We start from the raw sequence: 16,884 nt of genomic DNA on the forward strand, positions 1-16,884 counted from the left end.
ATATCGATAAATCTAGATATACAGATATCAAATGTTTTTTATAAAAGAGGAGGACAACATCTTGTCTAAACAAAATACTGCAACAAAAAAACAACTAGGCTCTACTCCAATATCAATTCTTGACTTATCGACCGTTAGTGCTGAGAGTACACCCGCTGATTCTTTTAAGAACTCTCTTGATTTGGCGCAGCATGCTGAGGAATGGGGATTTAATCGTTACTGGGTGGCAGAACACCATAATATGGCGCCAATCGCAAGTTCTGCTACTTCCGTCCTCATAAGCCACATAGCCGCTAGAACATCCAAAATACGCGTTGGATCTGGTGGGATTATGTTACCTAACCACTCTTCCTTAGTCATCGCAGAGCAATTTGGCACATTAGAGTCCCTATACCCTAACCGTATAGATTTAGGGTTGGGCCGTGCACCAGGTACTGATCAATTAACAGCACGTGCTTTAAGAAGAGATAGAAATGTTGAATTTCCTGATCAATTGAATGAATTGATGGCTTATTTTAATCCAGCTAAATTTGCTTCAAATAATCCAGTAAAAGCTATCCCAGGCGAAGGATTACAAATACCGATATGGTTATTAGGATCAAGTGATTTTAGCGCACGCTTAGCAGCCCAGTTAGGTCTTCCTTTTTCATTTGCTGGTCACTTTTCTCCATCCTTCACAACCCCTGCTATTAAGACATATAGGGAGAATTTTAGACCTTCAGATATATTAAAAGAGCCTTATGTCATGATGGGGCTGAACCTAACAGCAGCAGATACCGATGAAAAGGCAAAATGGTTGTTTTCTTCAACAGAACAACATTTTCTCGGACTGGTTCGGGGAAAGCCGGTACAAATCCAACCAGCAGCGGATATGGACAAGATTTGGAATGGGTATGAAAAACAAGCTGTCTACCAATCAATATTTGGAAGTATTGTAGGTAGCCCACAAACCGTTAAGGAACAACTCGAAGAAACGATTGAAAATACTCAAGTAGATGAAATTATGTTAACTTCATATATATTTAATCATGAAGACCGGTTAAGATCCTATGAAATTGTAAGTGAATTCATAAAGTAAGATTTTAGAGGTGTATAACGAATAAGTATATTGCTACATTAGCTGGTATGGGGCAGCAAAGTACCTACCTTACCCCGGTTAAAAATAAAAAAGGCTTCCCAAACATTCAGTGAACTTTTGGGAAGCCTCTATTAATATCCTCAATGTTAACAAAATGTTAGCATTTCACTCTCATCTTACATAAAACCCTTATATAGTTCTGCCCAATCAGCTATTCTTGAAAATTCAAATGTCTATTGTAAGGTTATTCTTTTACAAAGACTTTAATGGTGCCACCTTGTGCCTTTTCCCCAGCCATACGAAGGGCATGGATTTCAGCATGAGGTACCAATGCCTACTACTCGATTGTCATTAACAATTACAGCTCCTACTAACGGATTGGGATCTGTCTGCCCTTTCATTGCCTTTGCATTTTATATAGCCAAATCTATGTAGAATTCATGACTAGTCATTACTAAATGTCTCCTCTTCTCCTATATGACCCGAACGGTTTACTTTTGTTGCTAGATACTTTTTATTAAACGCTGATTGATCACCCCATAGCGCCTGTCTTCCTGATACAGTTAAACCTGCATTTTTTAATGCCTCTAGTTTTTTGGGGTTATTGGTCATTAGGGTAACAGGTTTACTTCTCAACGCTTCTAATACATGAATAGCATCACTATAATTTCTAGAATCATCAACAAAACCAAGGGCTTCATTTGCCTCAACAGTATCGTAGTCATTTTCTTGAAGAATGTAAGCCATCGCTTTACTAAATAGACCAATTCCTCTTCCTTCGTGATTTGCTAGATAAAATAAAGCTCCTGTACCATGCTCAACAATATTTTTCATGGATTGTTTTAATTGAAATCCACAATCACATCTTTTGCTTCCAAAAATATCTCCTGTATGACAGATGGAATGCATTCTAATTAATGCTTCGTCGCTATAGGCAAAATCGCCATAGGTTAAAACACTGGATTGCTGGAATTCAGCCAAATTAGCTGAGGATAACTTTTCAATAATTCGATCAAAATCCTCGGTTACCTCTTCACAATTTAACCAGCAATACCATTTAAACACGACTGTTTCTCCATACAAATTAACAGGAAGATTTATAGGTCCCACTAAATAGATGGCGCCTTTTTCTATTTTAATTAATTTAAATTTATCTTCAAGTACAGAAAGAATTGGTTTTAACTTTGTTTGTATCATCTGAATTCCACCTTCCAGGCTAGTTATAACTCCTCTTGCGAATATATTAATATATGATAAATCGACTGGTAACTTTTGTAAAGTAGGAACCTTAAAGTAATATAATAACCTTTTGGTAACTAATCGTCCAAAAAGTCTTGATACGCAAATTTTAATAACACAAAAAACCACTCTCTAAATTTTATAGGAAGTGGTTATTGCTATTGATATAAGTTTTTCACATGACTACTTCTCAGAACGGGCGAAAAATTGCTTTCACTACTTCTCAGATGTTAGGCTTACAAGCCTTACATCATGCCGCCCATTCATTTTCATATAAAATAGAAATAAATGGTATATAAGAAAAGACTTAACATCAATCTTTTTATATAGTTTAACCCAAATGTTTTAAATGCGATATAAAACATTGGAGGACAAATAGGAGGACAAAAGAGGACAATTTAGATGTAATAAAGTATAAAGCCCTGCTCAATTGTGTGGGGCTTTTTGTCTTTGAGTAGACAATCCTTCTTCAACTAACGCCCCCATTAGTTGAAAAAGTAGCTTTTCTTATAGTACATTTGGTATTCAACTGAATAAATTTGTTTCGCAGATTAACAATAACCATAGTGTTATCAATTAACACTATACTTCAATGTGGAGGGATATACTTTGAATATTCTCTTTAGTTTATTCTCAACCATAATTATAATGGCTACTAGATTAGCGTTCTTAGTTAGTAATATAACCGCTAGTTTAACATCTTTGTTAAGAATGCCGTTTTTAACTTAAGCATTGAGTATTCCATAAGTGTCGTCTGATTCGCATTGTAGTAGGAAAAAGGTGAGCAAAGTTTTTGCTTGCCTTTTTTAGTGATTTCGTCTTTTCTAAGAGTCTTTTTCCTCTTTTAAAGTTCAAATAAGAATTTCATATCTCTTGCTGAATTGGTAAATAATATCCTAGAGGTGATAATGTGAATGAGAATAAATTAAAACTCACATCTTCCGAAATAGGAACACTTTGGGGAGAATATGTGAACGGTACAATGATAGATGTGGTAAATAGATATATGGTTTCTATTATTGAGGACGAACCGATAAAAGTCATTTTTGAGGATGCTATTAATACATTTGAAAAACAAAAGAAACAAATCGTGACATTTATGGAGAATGAGGGATTTCCAGTTCCAATTGGATTTACTGAATCTGACCTTTTTAAAGATAAACCGAGATTGTTCACGGATATATTCTGCCTGAATTATTTACATATCATGACATTACATGGTTTGTTGGGTCACAGCACTTCATTAGCCGTATCGGTTAGAAAAGATTTAAGAGATTTTTACGATTCTAGTGATAACGATGCAAAAAAGATGTATCATCAAACCATTGAGTTATTGCTTGAGAAAGGAAGTTTTCAGAGAGACCCTTTATTTTATCCAGCTAAAAACCCAGAGTTTGTTTCCAGCCAAGATTTTACAGATGGGATTTTCGGAAAAGGAAGAAAATTAGCAGCGACAGAAATCATCAGTATATCTTTCAACCTAAAGAAAAGCATTATGGCTAAAACCCTTTCTATCGCATTCAGTCAAGTCGCTCAAACAAAAGAAGTAAGGAAGTTTTTAATGGATTCCGAGAAAACGGCTGATGGACAAATAAAATCATTTTCAAAAATAATGCAATTAGATAATTTGCCAGTTCCGAAATCTTGGGAAACAGAAGTGACAACTTCAACGGACTCTCCTTTCTCCGATAAGTTAATGTTGTACCATATTGGTTTCCTGTTCCAAGCTGCACAAAATTATCATGGAGCAGGTCTAGCATCTGCCATGCGAACAGACCTTGTGACCGCTTATGAAGGTACTATTCTAAAAAATCTTATGGTAACAAAGAAATGGTATAACCTTATGGTACAAAATAAATGGTTAGAACAACCGCCTCTTGCTCCTAATAGAAAAGAAATTGCTAAAGAAGTGTAATAAACAGTTACCAGGGCATATATAAGTGAAAAAGAGTGCATTTGAAAAACTACTGTGGAGCATCGCCCTTCCTGGGTTTGGGCAGTTTTTAAACGGAAAATATTTTAAAGGCACAGTTTTATTAATACTTGAATTTTTGATTAATGTAAAAGCTAATTTTAATCAGGTCATACTTCTAAGTTTTCATGGAGAAATTGGAGATGCCATACAACATGCTGAATATCAGTGGTTGATGTTTTATCCTTGTTTGTATTTTTTCTCTATGTGGGATGCAGTTAAAGATGCAGGCGGAGGGAAAGACCCTTATTCTTTTCTTCCATATGTGTTTACTGCATTTTTTGTAACTGTTGGATTGATTTTTTCCTCGAACTTAATGATATTTGGAGTGTTATTGGGTCCTGTTTGGCTCCCAATAGTGTTTGTTTTTCCTGGAATAATCATTGGATTTATTACTAGAGAAATCATTAAGAACATTCCTTAGAAAACCATCCTCTATTTACTATCAAAAGTGGATGGTTTTTTACGTTGAATAAGCGAAGTTTATTAAACTAAACTGCTCCGTTAGTCGAATAAGAAAAAGCGATCTCCTTTATGGAAGAATCGCCCCCTTTAGTGGTAAGTACATTCTTTCACAAACTGTCGTTATAAATATAAAAGGGCTACATCAGTAGCCCTTAATAAAGTGATAAAAAGATCAACACTTTGCTTACAACTTTTATCTTTCTGGATAGTTGAAAAAGGCAATAAAATAACTTTTATAGTAAAATATTCGTATTTACAAAAGGAGCCTCATTCTTATGAATATTTTAGTTTTAGGTGCAACTGGACGAGTTGGAAGTCAAATAGTTACTTTTGCCCTTCATGACAGACATAATGTTACTGTATTAGTTCGCACTCCAGAGAAGCTTCAAATAAACAATGAAAATTTAACCATTATTCAAGGGAATGTTTTAAATAAAGATGATATCGTACGTGCTATGCAAGGGATTGATGTAGTTATTAGTTCACTAAATACTGACGGGACAACCACTCTATCAGAAAGTATGCTACTAATTATCGAAGCAATGGAAAACGAAGGTATAAAACGAATAATAACTGTAGGAACTGCAGGTATTCTGCAAAGTAGAATCACACCAAATTCTCTGCGTTATCAATCAAGTGAATCAAAGCAGAAGTCAACTCGTGCAGCGATAGAACATCATAAAGTTTATGATATACTCAAACAATCAACCCTCGAATGGACGATTGTCTGTCCTACATACTTGCCGGATGGAGAAAGGGTAGGCAAATATCGAATAGACCGAAATTTTTTGCCGGAGGGTGGAGCTAAAATATCCGTACCGGATACAGCAGAATTTACATTTAAACAGATAAAAACAAGCGATTATATAAAATCACGTGTAGGTATCGCCTACTAATAATATTCTTATACTACTTTCATATTGGATTAACCCTTTTTTTAAAAGGAAAATGAGATGCGGCAATAGTCCCCACTCTTTGGTGAAGTTAGCAATAAAACAGCGACAGGCTAGAACTTTATTTTCTCATCCTAGGCTACCACTGTTTTATTGTTGGGGTGTCTAAATAAGCATGGACGTTTTTTTGTCCATCAACTGTTTAGGTCAAAAACTGGGGAGATTGGGTCGTGTGCATCCGCCAAAAGGAAACAACCTGTTCCGTAGCTGCCACCATTCCAAAATAGGTATCCACGGTTTTTAAGATCATATCGTGTTCTTCCTGCGAAAAAGCAGCACAGGCATCTTTCATGAGCACAATTCGATAATCAAGCATAAACCCGTCTCTGGCGGTTGATTCCACACAAAGATTCGTGCTGACGCCTGTTAAAATCAAGGTTTCGATTTTAAGAGTTCGCAATATGGACTCCAGCCTAGTATGAACGAATCCGCTGTAACGATGCTTCTTCACAATGATGTCATTCAGCTGCGGTGCAACTTCGTAAAATTCCGCTCCCCAAATCCCCGTCTGGCAAATCGGGTTGACACCACATTACTCCACACTCATTTAGACATACCCACACTTCATTATTGATTGAAGCTGGAGTTGGTATTAAAGAGATACAACAGCGGCTAGGACATACGGACATTAATACTACAATGAATATCTATGCTCACATGACCTCCAATATGGAAGAAAAGGCCTCCCAACAGTTTAGTAAACTGATGAAAGACCTTCTCCTATAGTTAGCTTTTTTTGTCATGGATTCGATGTTTTATAGAAAACGAGGACAAGAAAATCATATTATGATTTTAGACGTTGATATAACAAGGTTTTAAACCCCTTATTACATCATGCCGCCCATTCCACCCATGCCGCCCATGTCAGGCATTGCAGGAGTGTCTTCTTTAATGTCAGCAACAACTGCTTCAGTTGTTAAGAACATTGCAGCAACAGATCCAGCGTTTTGAAGTGCTGAACGAGTTACCTTAGTAGGGTCAACGATACCAGCTTCGATCATATTTACCCACTCGCCAGTAGCTGCGTTGAAGCCTGTTCCTACTTCTTCACGCTTTAAGCGCTCAACGATAACAGATCCTTCAAGACCCGCATTGTGTGCGATTGTACGAACTGGCTCTTCCATCGCACGTAATACGATGTTTACACCTGTCTTCTCGTCACCGGTAACGTCTAGAGCTGCCACTTTGTTGTATACGTTAAGTAGGGCAACACCACCACCAGAAACGATACCTTCTTCAACAGCTGCACGAGTAGAGTTCAATGCGTCTTCGATACGAAGCTTGCGCTCTTTTAATTCTGTTTCAGTAGCAGCACCAACTTTAACAACTGCCACACCGCCAGCTAACTTAGCTAAGCGCTCTTGTAATTTTTCGCGGTCAAATTCAGAAGTTGTTTCTTCCATTTGCGCACGGATTTGGTTTACACGACCTGCGATTTGTGCAGAGTCTCCAGCACCTTCAACGATTGTTGTGTTTTCTTTTGTCACAACAACTTTAGAAGCGCGTCCTAGAGATTGAATCGTTGCAGACTTAAGGTCACGACCTAGCTCTTCAGTGATTACTTCACCACCTGTTAAGATAGCAATGTCTTCAAGCATAGCTTTACGACGGTCACCGAAACCAGGAGCTTTAACTGCTACTGCATTAAATGTTCCGCGAAGCTTGTTCACTACTAATGTAGCTAATGCTTCCCCTTCAACATCCTCAGCAACAAGTAATAATGGCTTTCCTTGTTGTACTACTTGCTCTAGAACTGGAAGGATTTCTTGGATGCTTCCAATTTTCTTATCTGTAATTAAAATAAATGGATTGTCTAAAACAGCTTCCATTTTATCAGAGTCCGTTACCATATATGGAGATGCATATCCACGATCGAATTGCATACCTTCTACTACATCAAGCTCAGTAGTGAAGCCTTTTGATTCTTCGATTGTGATAACGCCGTCGTTACCAACGCGCTCCATTGCTTCAGCGATTAATTGACCAACTTCATCATCAGCAGCAGAAATAGCCGCAACTTGAGCGATAGAAGCTTTGTTTTCGATTGGCTTTGAAATAGCACGTAGCTCTTCAACCGCTACTGCTACAGCTTTATCCATTCCTTTACGGATACCCATTGGGTTCGCACCAGCTGTTACGTTCTTTAAGCCTTCACGAATCATCGCTTGAGCAAGAACCGTTGCAGTAGTTGTACCGTCACCAGCTACATCATTTGTTTTGCTAGCTACTTCAGCAACAAGCTTAGCACCCATGTTTTCGAATGCATCTTCAAGTTCGATTTCTTTTGCAATCGTTACACCATCATTTGTAATAAGTGGTGAACCGAATTTCTTTTCAAGAACCACGTTACGTCCTTTTGGTCCTAATGTTACTTTTACCGCATTTGCAAGTGCATCTACCCCACGAAGCATCGAGCGGCGTGCGTCTTCACTAAACTTAATTTCTTTAGCCATTGTAAAATACCCTCCTCGAGTTTTTTCAATCTATTCTGTCTTCGTTTAGTTTTAAATTAATAAAGTTCTACTCTTATCCAAGAATAGCAAGAATATCGTTTTCACGTAGAATTAAGTACTCTTTTCCTTCATACTTCACTTCTGTGCCAGCGTATTTTGAGAAGATAATACGGTCGTCCACAGAAACTTCAAGAGCTACACGCTCACCGCTTTCAAGTACGCGGCCAGTGCCGACAGCAACTACTTTGCCTTCTTGAGGCTTCTCTTTAGCAGAGTCTGGTAGTACAATACCGCTTGCCGTTTTTTCTTCCGTTTCAACTAGCTCAATTACAATGCGATCACCTAGTGGCTTTAACAAGTGAAACAACCTCCTCAAATATATGTAAGATTTTATTATTAGCACTCACTTAACTAGAGTGCTAACACAACTATTATATTAATGAATCTCTTCCTTTTTTGCAAGCGAGAAACCGCTTTTTTTTATAAATTTTTTGTAAAGGTCCTCCCATAACTTGTTAATTATACAACCTTACTAAGTATGTACTTTTCCACCTATTCTATCCATATAATGCTAAAATACGGACAATAATTCTTCTTATTTGATACAACCTGATGTTTACGAGTAGAATAACTATATTGGATTGAAAAGGAGACTTGTTTTGAAACGTGAATATTGGTTTATATTAATTGCTTATATTGCTATGCAGCTTTCAAGCTTTATTGGTGTCCCTATCACCTCTCTCGTACTAGAAATGATTGGTTTTGAAACCAATCACTCTCAAGGGTTTGCAGGTGTCACTTGGCTTGTTATCAGCTTTACTATCACACTTGTGATTGTCCTGCAGCTGTTACGTAATGAGATGGTAAACGCAAATGCAGTAAGAAACGGAGCCAGCTTAGGTCGGTCGATCCTCTGGGCCATTATAGGTGTCTTTCTTGCTCTATTTGCCCAAGCCTTTGCTGCGAATATTGAACGCCTGATTGGTATTGAGGTAGGATCTGATAATACGCAGCAGATTTTACGCATCATTGAGTCTTTTCCTATTATGATAGTAGTTAGCTCCGTTATCGGTCCTATATTAGAAGAAATTGTCTTTCGTAAGATCATTTTTGGAGCTTTTTATAAGCGATTTAACTTTTTTATATCAGCCTTGCTTAGCTCAGTCATTTTTTCTTTTGCCCATATGGAGCCCGAGCACACCCTACTTTATTCCGCGATGGGATTCACCTTTGCGTATTTGTATGTTAAAACCAATCGGATTCTCGTTCCGATTGTTGCTCACGTATCGATGAATACATTCGTTGTTCTTGTGCAATCCGTATATAGGGAAGACATAGAAAAATTAATCAAACAAGCAGAACAAATGCAAAGCTTTATTGGAGGATTCTTCTTATGAGACAGTCACCTTTATTCTCAGGAATTATATACATCGTCTTAGGTGCTCTGTTCACAGTGTTTGCCATTCAGGACTTACAGCAAAATGGAGAGTGGGGGTTTTTTACCTATCTTCTAGTCTTGCTAGCAACATTTGATATTGGTTCAGGCATTCGGATGATTCTTTTACATTTTAAAATTAAAGAAATGAAGAAACAGCAAAAGAAATAGCCGCTCCACTAAGGGGCGGCTTGTTGTTTATTCCTCTACCATTTCTTCATCCACTGAAGAATAGTGCTTTAAAAAGTACACCAGTGACTGTAACTCAATAGCCAGATCAATATGGTGAACCCTGATGGATGATGGAACCGTTAATCGGGCCGGTGTAAAGTTTAAAATCCCTCTCACCGTTCCTTGAACCATTCGATCGGTAATGGATTGTGCAACTGTTGCTGGAACCGTTAATATCGCAACTTGAATATCTTCTCTTTCAATAACCTCTTCTAGATCATCCATATGATAGACGGGCACTTCTCCAATTTTTGTGCCTACCTTCTCTTCTACTACGTCAAATGCAACAGCAATTTTTGTATTATTATTTTTCAAGAAATTATAATTTAAAAATGCTGTCCCTAAATTCCCGACCCCAATTAACGCAACCTTCGTTAACTCATCTTGGTCGAGTGTTTTACGGAAAAAGGATAATAAATAGTTTACATTGTAACCATATCCCTTTTTACCTAATGCTCCAAAGTATGAAAAATCTCTTCGAATCGTTGCAGAATCGACCTTCACCGCCTCACTTAGTTCAGCTGATGAAACTCGTTGTTTTCCTGATGAGTGTAAACTATTTAAAAAGCGATAATACAATGGTAGCCTTTTCGCCGTTGCTTGTGGGATTTTCATTGATTCATTACTCATCGTTCTTCCCCTACCTTCTATCTTTAACTAATATAGTCTCTCTTCCCTTTTGAAGTCACCGTTTTTACCACCCGTTTTTTCAACAAGGTATGTTTTCCCGATTACCATTCCTTTATCTATGGCTTTACACATATCATAAACCGTAAGCGCACAAACAGAAGCGGCTGTTAACGCTTCCATTTCTACACCTGTATTTCCTTTTGTCTTTACACTAGCAGAAATATGTAGAGTATGGCAATGGTTATCTGATTCCCAATCAAAAGAAATATCGACACCGGTAAGTGGAATAGGATGGCACATTGGAATAATATCCCATGTTTTTTTACTAGCCATAACGGCAGCAACCTGTGCAACTGCTAGCACATCACCTTTTTTCATTTGGTTATGTGTAATACGATCATATATCTCTTGATTGACTGTGATACTAGAATGGGCAATAGCCGTCCGTACGGTTTCGGGCTTATCACTCACATCTACCATTTTCGCTCTGCCTTCTTTATTAAAATGAGTGAACTCTGACATCTATTATACACCTCTTTCAAAATCATACACTATTTTCCTTGTTCTGTGTGAAAACATTGTAACATAGTTCACAACTCATATCATTGCTCATCCGTATTGAATGCGATACACTAACCGTAGAAGTATAGAGGTGAAATCAATGATACTACTACAAGTGAACCAGCTTTCCAAGTCTTATGGAGCTGACCTTATTTTATCGAATATAAAACTAGAAGTTCAAACAAGAGACCGTATTGCCTTAGTAGGCAGAAATGGGGCCGGAAAATCTACTTTACTCAAGATTATTGCCGGTCACCTTTCCTATGAATCAGGTGATTTAATCAAGCCCAAACATGTAACGATCGGGTATTTGGCTCAGAATACAGGTCTTGTCTCCGGATTATCCATTTGGGAAGAAATGCTTACCGTTTTTGAACAGGTTATGAACCAAGAGAAAGAGCTTCGTAAGCTCGAGGAAAAAATGGCTGATCCTAACGTGTTTGAAAATGCTGCATTGTACGAGCGAACAATAAAAGAATATGACCATCTCCAAAACGAATTTAAGGAGAATGGAGGGTATCAGTACGAATCTGATATACGTTCTGTCCTACATGGCTTAAACTTTCACTCTTTCGATTACACTACGAAAATTGATAGCTTAAGTGGTGGCCAGAAAACTCGTTTAGCTTTAGCGAAGCTGCTATTAACGAAGCCTGATATTCTTATTTTGGACGAACCGACCAACCATCTAGATATTGATACGTTGTCTTGGCTAGAGCAATACCTGACTGGCTACACAGGTGCGATCTTAATCGTATCCCATGATCGCTACTTTTTAGATAAAGTGGTCAATCAAGTGTACGAAATCTCTAGGAACCAAATCAGCAAATTCTCAGGAAACTACAGTTCTTATCTTGATCAAAAAGCCGAAAACTACGAGCGTGATCTTAAGCAATACGAAAAACAACAAGATGAAATAACCAAGCTACAGGACTTTATTCAAAAGAATCTTGCTCGTGCATCAACCACCAAGCGGGCCCAGAGTAGAAGGAAGAAGCTTGAGAGAATGCAAGTCATGGACAAACCTCTTGGAGATGAAAAGTCCGCCTCCTTCGGTTTTGATATTGAAAAGCAAAGTGGCAATGAAGTGTTAAATGTCCACTCCCTAGCAGTTGGCTATCATGATAAACGAATAGCTGAAGAACTTTCCCTCCGAATTACTAGAGGAGATTCCGTTGCCTTAGTTGGACCGAATGGGATTGGAAAATCAACCTTACTCAAAACCATTCAAGGAACGTTACAACCGTTAGAAGGACAAGTTCATTACGGTTCCAATGTTAGCATTGGCTATTATGACCAGGAACAAGCAGCTCTGACTTCAAACAAGCGCGTGTTAAATGAGCTTTGGGACGAATACCCTCTTAAAAGTGAAAAGGAAATCCGGACTGTCCTAGGAAATTTCCTATTTACCGGTGACGATGTGTTAAAAAACGTATCTACCCTTAGCGGTGGGCAAAAAGCACGGCTTGCACTCGCTAAACTCATGATGCAAAAAGCGAATCTTCTTATACTAGATGAGCCTACCAACCATTTGGACTTGGACAGTAAGGAAATATTAGAAAACGCGCTAGTGGATTATCCAGGTACAATTCTTTTTGTTTCTCATGATCGATACTTCATTAATCGCATTGCTACAAAGGTGATTGAGCTTAGTAAAACTGCTGCTGTTGAGTATCTTGGGGATTATGATTATTACGTGGAAAAGAAGCTTGAACAAGAAGAACTTAAAGCCATTGAACAAGCAGAAAAGGCTGCAGTTACCGTGGTAGCTTCTCCAGAAAAAAACACGTATCAAATCGATAAGGAAGCCAAGAAATTAGAGCGTCAACGAAAACGACGCATCGAAGAAATAGAAGGATTGATTGAACAGCTCGAAGCAACGATTGAAAAAAATAATACACTGCTTTGTGATCCAGAAATTTTTCAAGACCACGAAAGAGTGGTCAAAATTAATGAAGAAACGGAAACAGCCAAACTCCAGTTAGATGAGTTACTAGAAGAATGGAGTGAACTGGCTGAATAAGCAAAAAGAACCGGGAGAATAAATCTATCCCGGTTTTTCTTTTCCACAATTTTGTTCACAGCTAAATTGTTTTTATATGTGCTTTCCACAGGGTTTTCCACATTATCCACAATTTTAGTTTATTTTATCCACATTATACACAGTGAAACTTGTCGAAACAGTGTTTATACACAAAAAATAGCCCCTATCACGTGATAGGGACTTTTTCCTACAGTTATGTGTTGTGGATAGATAGGTCTAATCCTGGATTTGCATTTAAGGTAAAGTCACTTCTTTGTCCTTTTTCATACATGATACTTCCAGCAGCAGCAATCATGGCTGCGTTATCTGTGCATAAAGAAAGTGGAGGAATAATTAATTCTACGCCTTCAATAGCAGCGAACTCTCTCTCTAGTGCGCTACGCAGTCCTTTATTAGCAGCCACTCCTCCTGCTAATAACACTTGCTTCACTGAATGTTGCTTGGCCGCACGTACCGTCTTAGTTACCAACACATCGATTACACTTTGTTGAAAACTTGCTGCAAGGTCTTCAGGTGCAATGATTTCTCCCCGTTGCTCTGCATTGTGGACGGTGTTGATAACTGCTGATTTTAATCCACTAAAGCTAAAATCATATGACCCTTCCTCTAACCAGGCTCTCGGTAAATCAATAACGGGTGAGCCAACAGCGGCTAATCTGTCAATATGTGGTCCACCTGGATAGGGCATTTTTAACGTCCTAGCTACTTTATCGTACGCTTCACCTGCTGCATCGTCTCTTGTTTCCCCAATTACCTCAAAATGGCCATGTTCCTTCATATAAACGAGCTCAGTATGTCCACCAGAAACAACTAAAGAGAGTAGTGGAAAATCCATTTCCTTTATCAACCGATTTGCATAAATATGACCAGCGATATGGTGGATTCCTACTAGAGGAATACCATGAGCAAAGCTCAGCGCCTTGGCTGCGTTTACCCCTATTAATAAGGCACCGACAAGCCCTGGCCCCTCCGTTACAGCAATCGCATCAATATCTGAAAACTGTAATTCAGCCACTCTCATCGCTTCTTCTATGACAATCGTGATTTGCTCCACATGATGACGAGAAGCAATCTCAGGAACCACTCCGCCGAAGCGCTTATGGCTTTCAATTTGTGAAGCAACGATATTTGCTATAATTTCATGTCCATCTTTTACAATGGCAACAGCTGTTTCATCACAGCTTGTTTCGATACCTAATATATATTGGTTTTTTTCACTCATAATGTCACCCACATGACTAATGCATCCTCATAATTATCAGTATAATAGTTCTTTCGTATTCCACCGTTCATAAAGCCGAGCTTACGGTACAAAGATTGTGCCACTGTGTTCGAAATACGTACCTCAAGTGTCATCGTCTTTGCACCCTTCTTCTTTGCAACCTCCATGATCATACGAAGGATTGCTTCTCCAAGCTTTTGCCCACGAAATTCAGGTAAGACTGCTATGTTTGTAATATGTGCCTCATCAACAATCAGCCACATTCCACAATACCCTAGAATTTGACCTTCCTTTTCTAAAACAAGATAGACAGCGAATTGATTTAATTTCAGCTCATTTTCAAATGATTGCCTAGTCCAAGGGGTTGCAAATGAAAGTTCCTCAATTTTTAAGATTTGATCAATATCTTCTTCCTTCAAATATCGAAACACAAAGGAATCCGTTAAAGAGTGAGTCTCTTCATTTTGCATCATTTTCTTTCTTCCCTTCTATCCATTTCGCTTCAGCTTCAGCTAATCGAATATAATTTGGTACAAAGGTGTGTACATCTACTGGTTCACGATTGATCCCTAATTGAGCTAGCTCTCCAGGACGTGGATTATGTTCTGTGTAATGAGCAAATCTTGCTTGATCTCCCATTATGTTTGCTAATACTTCCTTGTGCATCGGAAGATCATTCCCAACAAACAAAACAGGATCAGGCATCTCCTTTAAGCGCTCCGCCCAATCTGCAGCTAACACCAGTTGGTCTTTTTTAACTGTCTCGAGTGTGCCATTTTGGAAGCGATACAGGCCGGTATAGACTTGTCCTCTTCTAGCGTCAAATAGTGGAGCCACATAACCTGGGAAGTAGCGTGCCGCTGATGATGCTAACACTTCTATGCTTGAAACCCCAACAAGCGGAATTTGTAACGTCCACGCCAATGTTTTCGCAATCGTTACTCCTATACGAACACCAGTATAGGAACCAGGACCTTCTGCGACTACGATTTTTTCTAGGTCTGTTGGTTTAATGTCACATTCCCTGCATAGGTTTTCAATCGCTGGCATCACACGGACCGAATGATTCTTTTTAATATTGGTTATATACTCCCCAATCACTTGCTGGTCATCAATTAAGGAAATACCCAGTGGATAATTTGATGTATCTATCGCTAGTACTTTCATTAGACAAATAGCTCCTTACAAAGCATTTCATATCGTTTTCCTTTTGGTGTTATCGTTAAGCTCCGAGAATTCTCTTCACCATGAGTAATTTTTATTTGTAGAAGCTCGTTTGGTAGTTGCTCTTCAATTAAATGAGCCCACTCCACAACCGTTACTCCCTGACCTTCAAAATATTCATCAAAGCCTAAGTCTTCATAGGAATCCTCTAAGCGGTACACATCCATATGATAAAGAGGGAGTCTTCCGTTATATTCTTTTATAATTGTAAAAGTCGGGCTACTTACATTTTTGTTAATATCAAGCCCCACTGCGAGTCCTTTAGTAAAAGTTGTCTTTCCTGCACCAAGATCCCCCTCTAATGTAATCACATCTCCTGGTTGAAGCTTCTGTGCAAGTTCCTTTGAAAATTGTAAAGTCTCTTCCGTACTGTTTGTTCTTACTATGTATTCGATCATTGAATTAATCACCCAATTCTTTTATAAAAAAGCCTTAGGACAGGATCCTAAGGCTAGTCTCTTATAAGTGTACATGATTTTAAAAAAATGAGCAAAAAAGCTTGGTTTTGTATGTAGTTTTTAGTGTGCGATTGATTTTTGTTTAGTTTGTGGACAGTGTATTGGGTTGGGTTGAGATCGCAAGTAAATATTGTGAATCGCATTTATATGGTTGGGATCGCAAATATATCTCGAGAATCGCAAATAAATTTCCAGAATCGCAAATATATCTCGAGAATCGCAAGTAAATACACAACAACATTCATTTTTATCGATATTTGAGTGTGCGCAACTGTGTTCTACACTGTTTTCATTCCATTTTAGCCATAAATATCGTCTTTCATTAAAAAATCTCTATAAAAACAAAAAAACGAATCCATTTTGGTTCGTTTGCTTCTACTAAAATATGAAAATGGCGGTCCCGACCGGGATCGAACCGGCGATCTCCTGCGTGACAGGCAGGCATGTTAACCGCTACACCACGGGACCAGGGTATCTTCAAGTTTCCTTGAAGATCAATTGATTGCGGGGACAGGATTTGAACCTGCGACCTTCGGGTTATGAGCCCGACGAGCTACCAGACTGCTCCACCCCGCGACAATAATAATTAAATCTGTAATACAGCCTAGCGACGTCCTACTCTCACAGAGGGAAACCCTCAACTACCATCGGCGCTGAAAAGCTTAACTTCCGTGTTCGGTATGGGAACGGGTGTGACCTTTTCGCTATCGCCACTAGACCAGTATTCAATTGAAGGAATCATTCCTTCAAAACTAGATAATGAATGAAGAAGAAGAAATACGTTTCATCTTAAATTTGGTTAAGTCCTCGATCGATTAGTATCAGTCAGCTCCACACGTCGCCGCGCTTCCACCTCTGACCTATCAACCTGATCATCTTTCAGGGATCTTACTAGCTTGCGCTATGGGAAATCTCATCT

17 protein-coding genes, 2 tRNA genes, 2 rRNA genes and 2 pseudogenes are annotated in these 16,884 nt (G+C 38.5%); 8 read left to right on the plus strand and 15 right to left on the minus strand.

Features of this window, described 5'->3' with window-relative positions; all coding sequences use genetic code 11:
* Positions 1–31 precede the first annotated feature (31 nt).
* Complete coding sequence (locus ACVBAX_RS21200; protein ID WP_447118739.1) at positions 32–1,078, plus strand: LLM class flavin-dependent oxidoreductase; 1,047 nt, start codon at positions 32–34, stop codon at positions 1,076–1,078.
* A gap of 259 nt (positions 1,079–1,337) precedes the next feature.
* Here the strand turns inward: ACVBAX_RS21200 and ACVBAX_RS21205 are convergent.
* A pseudogene (locus tag ACVBAX_RS21205) lies at positions 1,338–1,479 on the minus strand (bifunctional diaminohydroxyphosphoribosylaminopyrimidine deaminase/5-amino-6-(5-phosphoribosylamino)uracil reductase RibD); the annotation flags it as partial.
* Positions 1,480–1,522: 43 nt separating this feature from the next.
* On the minus strand, positions 1,523–2,275 hold the full coding sequence (locus ACVBAX_RS21210) for a GTP cyclohydrolase II (protein ID WP_447118740.1): 753 nt from the start codon (positions 2,273–2,275) through the stop codon (positions 1,523–1,525).
* Positions 2,276–3,227: 952 nt separating this feature from the next.
* Between ACVBAX_RS21210 and ACVBAX_RS21215 the strand changes: the two genes are divergently transcribed.
* From ACVBAX_RS21215 to ACVBAX_RS21225, 3 genes are all read left to right on the plus strand, one after another.
* A complete protein-coding gene (locus tag ACVBAX_RS21215) occupies positions 3,228–4,232 on the plus strand; it encodes a DUF3231 family protein (protein WP_447118741.1) in 1,005 nt (334 codons plus the stop codon).
* A 25-nt stretch (positions 4,233–4,257) separates the two neighbouring features.
* Entirely contained in the window at positions 4,258–4,713 is a 456-nt protein-coding gene (locus tag ACVBAX_RS21220) for a hypothetical protein (protein WP_447118742.1), read from the plus strand.
* A 316-nt stretch (positions 4,714–5,029) separates the two neighbouring features.
* The gene (locus ACVBAX_RS21225) at positions 5,030–5,650 is read left to right on the plus strand and encodes an NAD(P)-dependent oxidoreductase (RefSeq protein WP_447118743.1); all 621 of its coding nucleotides are present in this window, start codon (positions 5,030–5,032) and stop codon (positions 5,648–5,650) included.
* A gap of 199 nt (positions 5,651–5,849) precedes the next feature.
* Here ACVBAX_RS21225 and ACVBAX_RS21230 read toward each other — a convergent pair whose 3' ends face one another.
* Positions 5,850–6,224 (minus strand): isochorismatase family protein, encoded by a 375-nt coding sequence (locus tag ACVBAX_RS21230; RefSeq protein ID WP_447118756.1) that lies wholly within the window; start codon positions 6,222–6,224, stop codon positions 5,850–5,852.
* Between the two features lie 11 nt (positions 6,225–6,235).
* On the opposite strand from ACVBAX_RS21230, the pseudogene ACVBAX_RS21235 reads away from it, so the two are divergent.
* Positions 6,236–6,433 (plus strand): annotated as a pseudogene (locus tag ACVBAX_RS21235) (tyrosine-type recombinase/integrase); the annotation flags it as partial.
* A gap of 101 nt (positions 6,434–6,534) precedes the next feature.
* Here ACVBAX_RS21235 and groL read toward each other — a convergent pair.
* Both groL and groES read right to left on the minus strand, forming a co-directional pair.
* Entirely contained in the window at positions 6,535–8,160 is a 1,626-nt protein-coding gene (groL, locus tag ACVBAX_RS21240; protein WP_119706382.1) for a chaperonin GroEL, read from the minus strand.
* Between the two features lie 73 nt (positions 8,161–8,233).
* On the minus strand, positions 8,234–8,518 hold the full coding sequence (groES, locus tag ACVBAX_RS21245) for a co-chaperone GroES (protein WP_066057304.1): 285 nt from the start codon (positions 8,516–8,518) through the stop codon (positions 8,234–8,236).
* 301 nt (positions 8,519–8,819) lie between these two features.
* On the opposite strand from groES, the gene ACVBAX_RS21250 reads away from it, so the two are divergent.
* On the plus strand, positions 8,820–9,557 hold the full coding sequence (locus tag ACVBAX_RS21250; protein WP_447118744.1) for a CPBP family intramembrane glutamic endopeptidase: 738 nt from the start codon (positions 8,820–8,822) through the stop codon (positions 9,555–9,557).
* A complete protein-coding gene (locus ACVBAX_RS21255; RefSeq protein ID WP_119706379.1) occupies positions 9,554–9,766 on the plus strand; it encodes a YdiK family protein in 213 nt (70 codons plus the stop codon). The genes ACVBAX_RS21250 and ACVBAX_RS21255 overlap by 4 nt, the downstream gene beginning before the upstream one ends.
* 27 nt (positions 9,767–9,793) lie before the next feature.
* Here the strand turns inward: ACVBAX_RS21255 and ACVBAX_RS21260 are convergent, their stop codons facing one another.
* Both ACVBAX_RS21260 and moaC read right to left on the minus strand, forming a co-directional pair.
* The gene (locus ACVBAX_RS21260; protein ID WP_447118745.1) at positions 9,794–10,456 is read right to left on the minus strand and encodes a redox-sensing transcriptional repressor Rex; all 663 of its coding nucleotides are present in this window, start codon (positions 10,454–10,456) and stop codon (positions 9,794–9,796) included.
* Between the two features lie 27 nt (positions 10,457–10,483).
* Positions 10,484–10,978 (minus strand): cyclic pyranopterin monophosphate synthase MoaC, encoded by a 495-nt coding sequence (gene moaC, locus ACVBAX_RS21265; RefSeq protein ID WP_447118746.1) that lies wholly within the window; start codon positions 10,976–10,978, stop codon positions 10,484–10,486.
* Between the two features lie 139 nt (positions 10,979–11,117).
* Here moaC and ACVBAX_RS21270 point away from each other — a divergent pair, with 139 nt between their 5' ends.
* The gene (locus ACVBAX_RS21270; protein WP_447118747.1) at positions 11,118–13,040 is read left to right on the plus strand and encodes an ABC-F family ATP-binding cassette domain-containing protein; all 1,923 of its coding nucleotides are present in this window, start codon (positions 11,118–11,120) and stop codon (positions 13,038–13,040) included.
* A 214-nt stretch (positions 13,041–13,254) separates the two neighbouring features.
* On the opposite strand, the gene tsaD is transcribed toward ACVBAX_RS21270, so the two are convergent.
* From tsaD to ACVBAX_RS21310, 8 genes are all read right to left on the minus strand, one after another.
* Positions 13,255–14,283 carry a tRNA (adenosine(37)-N6)-threonylcarbamoyltransferase complex transferase subunit TsaD gene (gene tsaD / locus ACVBAX_RS21275; protein WP_447118748.1) on the minus strand — a complete coding sequence of 343 codons (1,029 nt, stop codon included), beginning with the start codon at positions 14,281–14,283 and terminating at the stop codon, positions 13,255–13,257.
* Positions 14,280–14,756, minus strand: coding sequence for a ribosomal protein S18-alanine N-acetyltransferase (rimI, locus tag ACVBAX_RS21280; RefSeq protein WP_447118749.1), 477 nt, complete (start codon positions 14,754–14,756; stop codon positions 14,280–14,282). Before rimI ends, tsaD begins: the two co-directional genes overlap by 4 nt.
* Positions 14,743–15,450, minus strand: a complete 708-nt coding sequence (gene tsaB / locus ACVBAX_RS21285; protein ID WP_447118750.1) for a tRNA (adenosine(37)-N6)-threonylcarbamoyltransferase complex dimerization subunit type 1 TsaB — start codon at positions 15,448–15,450, stop codon at positions 14,743–14,745. Before tsaB ends, rimI begins: the two co-directional genes overlap by 14 nt.
* Positions 15,450–15,905: a tRNA (adenosine(37)-N6)-threonylcarbamoyltransferase complex ATPase subunit type 1 TsaE gene (gene tsaE / locus ACVBAX_RS21290; RefSeq protein WP_447118751.1), complete on the minus strand. Its 456-nt coding sequence runs from the start codon at positions 15,903–15,905 to the stop codon at positions 15,450–15,452. The genes tsaB and tsaE overlap by 1 nt, the downstream gene beginning before the upstream one ends.
* A gap of 452 nt (positions 15,906–16,357) precedes the next feature.
* Positions 16,358–16,433: transfer RNA gene (locus tag ACVBAX_RS21295), tRNA-Asp, on the minus strand.
* 34 nt (positions 16,434–16,467) lie between these two features.
* Positions 16,468–16,541 (minus strand) — tRNA-Met (locus ACVBAX_RS21300).
* 26 nt (positions 16,542–16,567) lie between these two features.
* A 5S ribosomal RNA gene (rrf, locus tag ACVBAX_RS21305) occupies positions 16,568–16,683 on the minus strand.
* Positions 16,684–16,760: 77 nt separating this feature from the next.
* Positions 16,761–16,884, minus strand: a 23S ribosomal RNA gene (locus tag ACVBAX_RS21310); the annotation flags it as partial.

It is taken from the genome of Robertmurraya sp. GLU-23 (assembly GCF_052983275.1).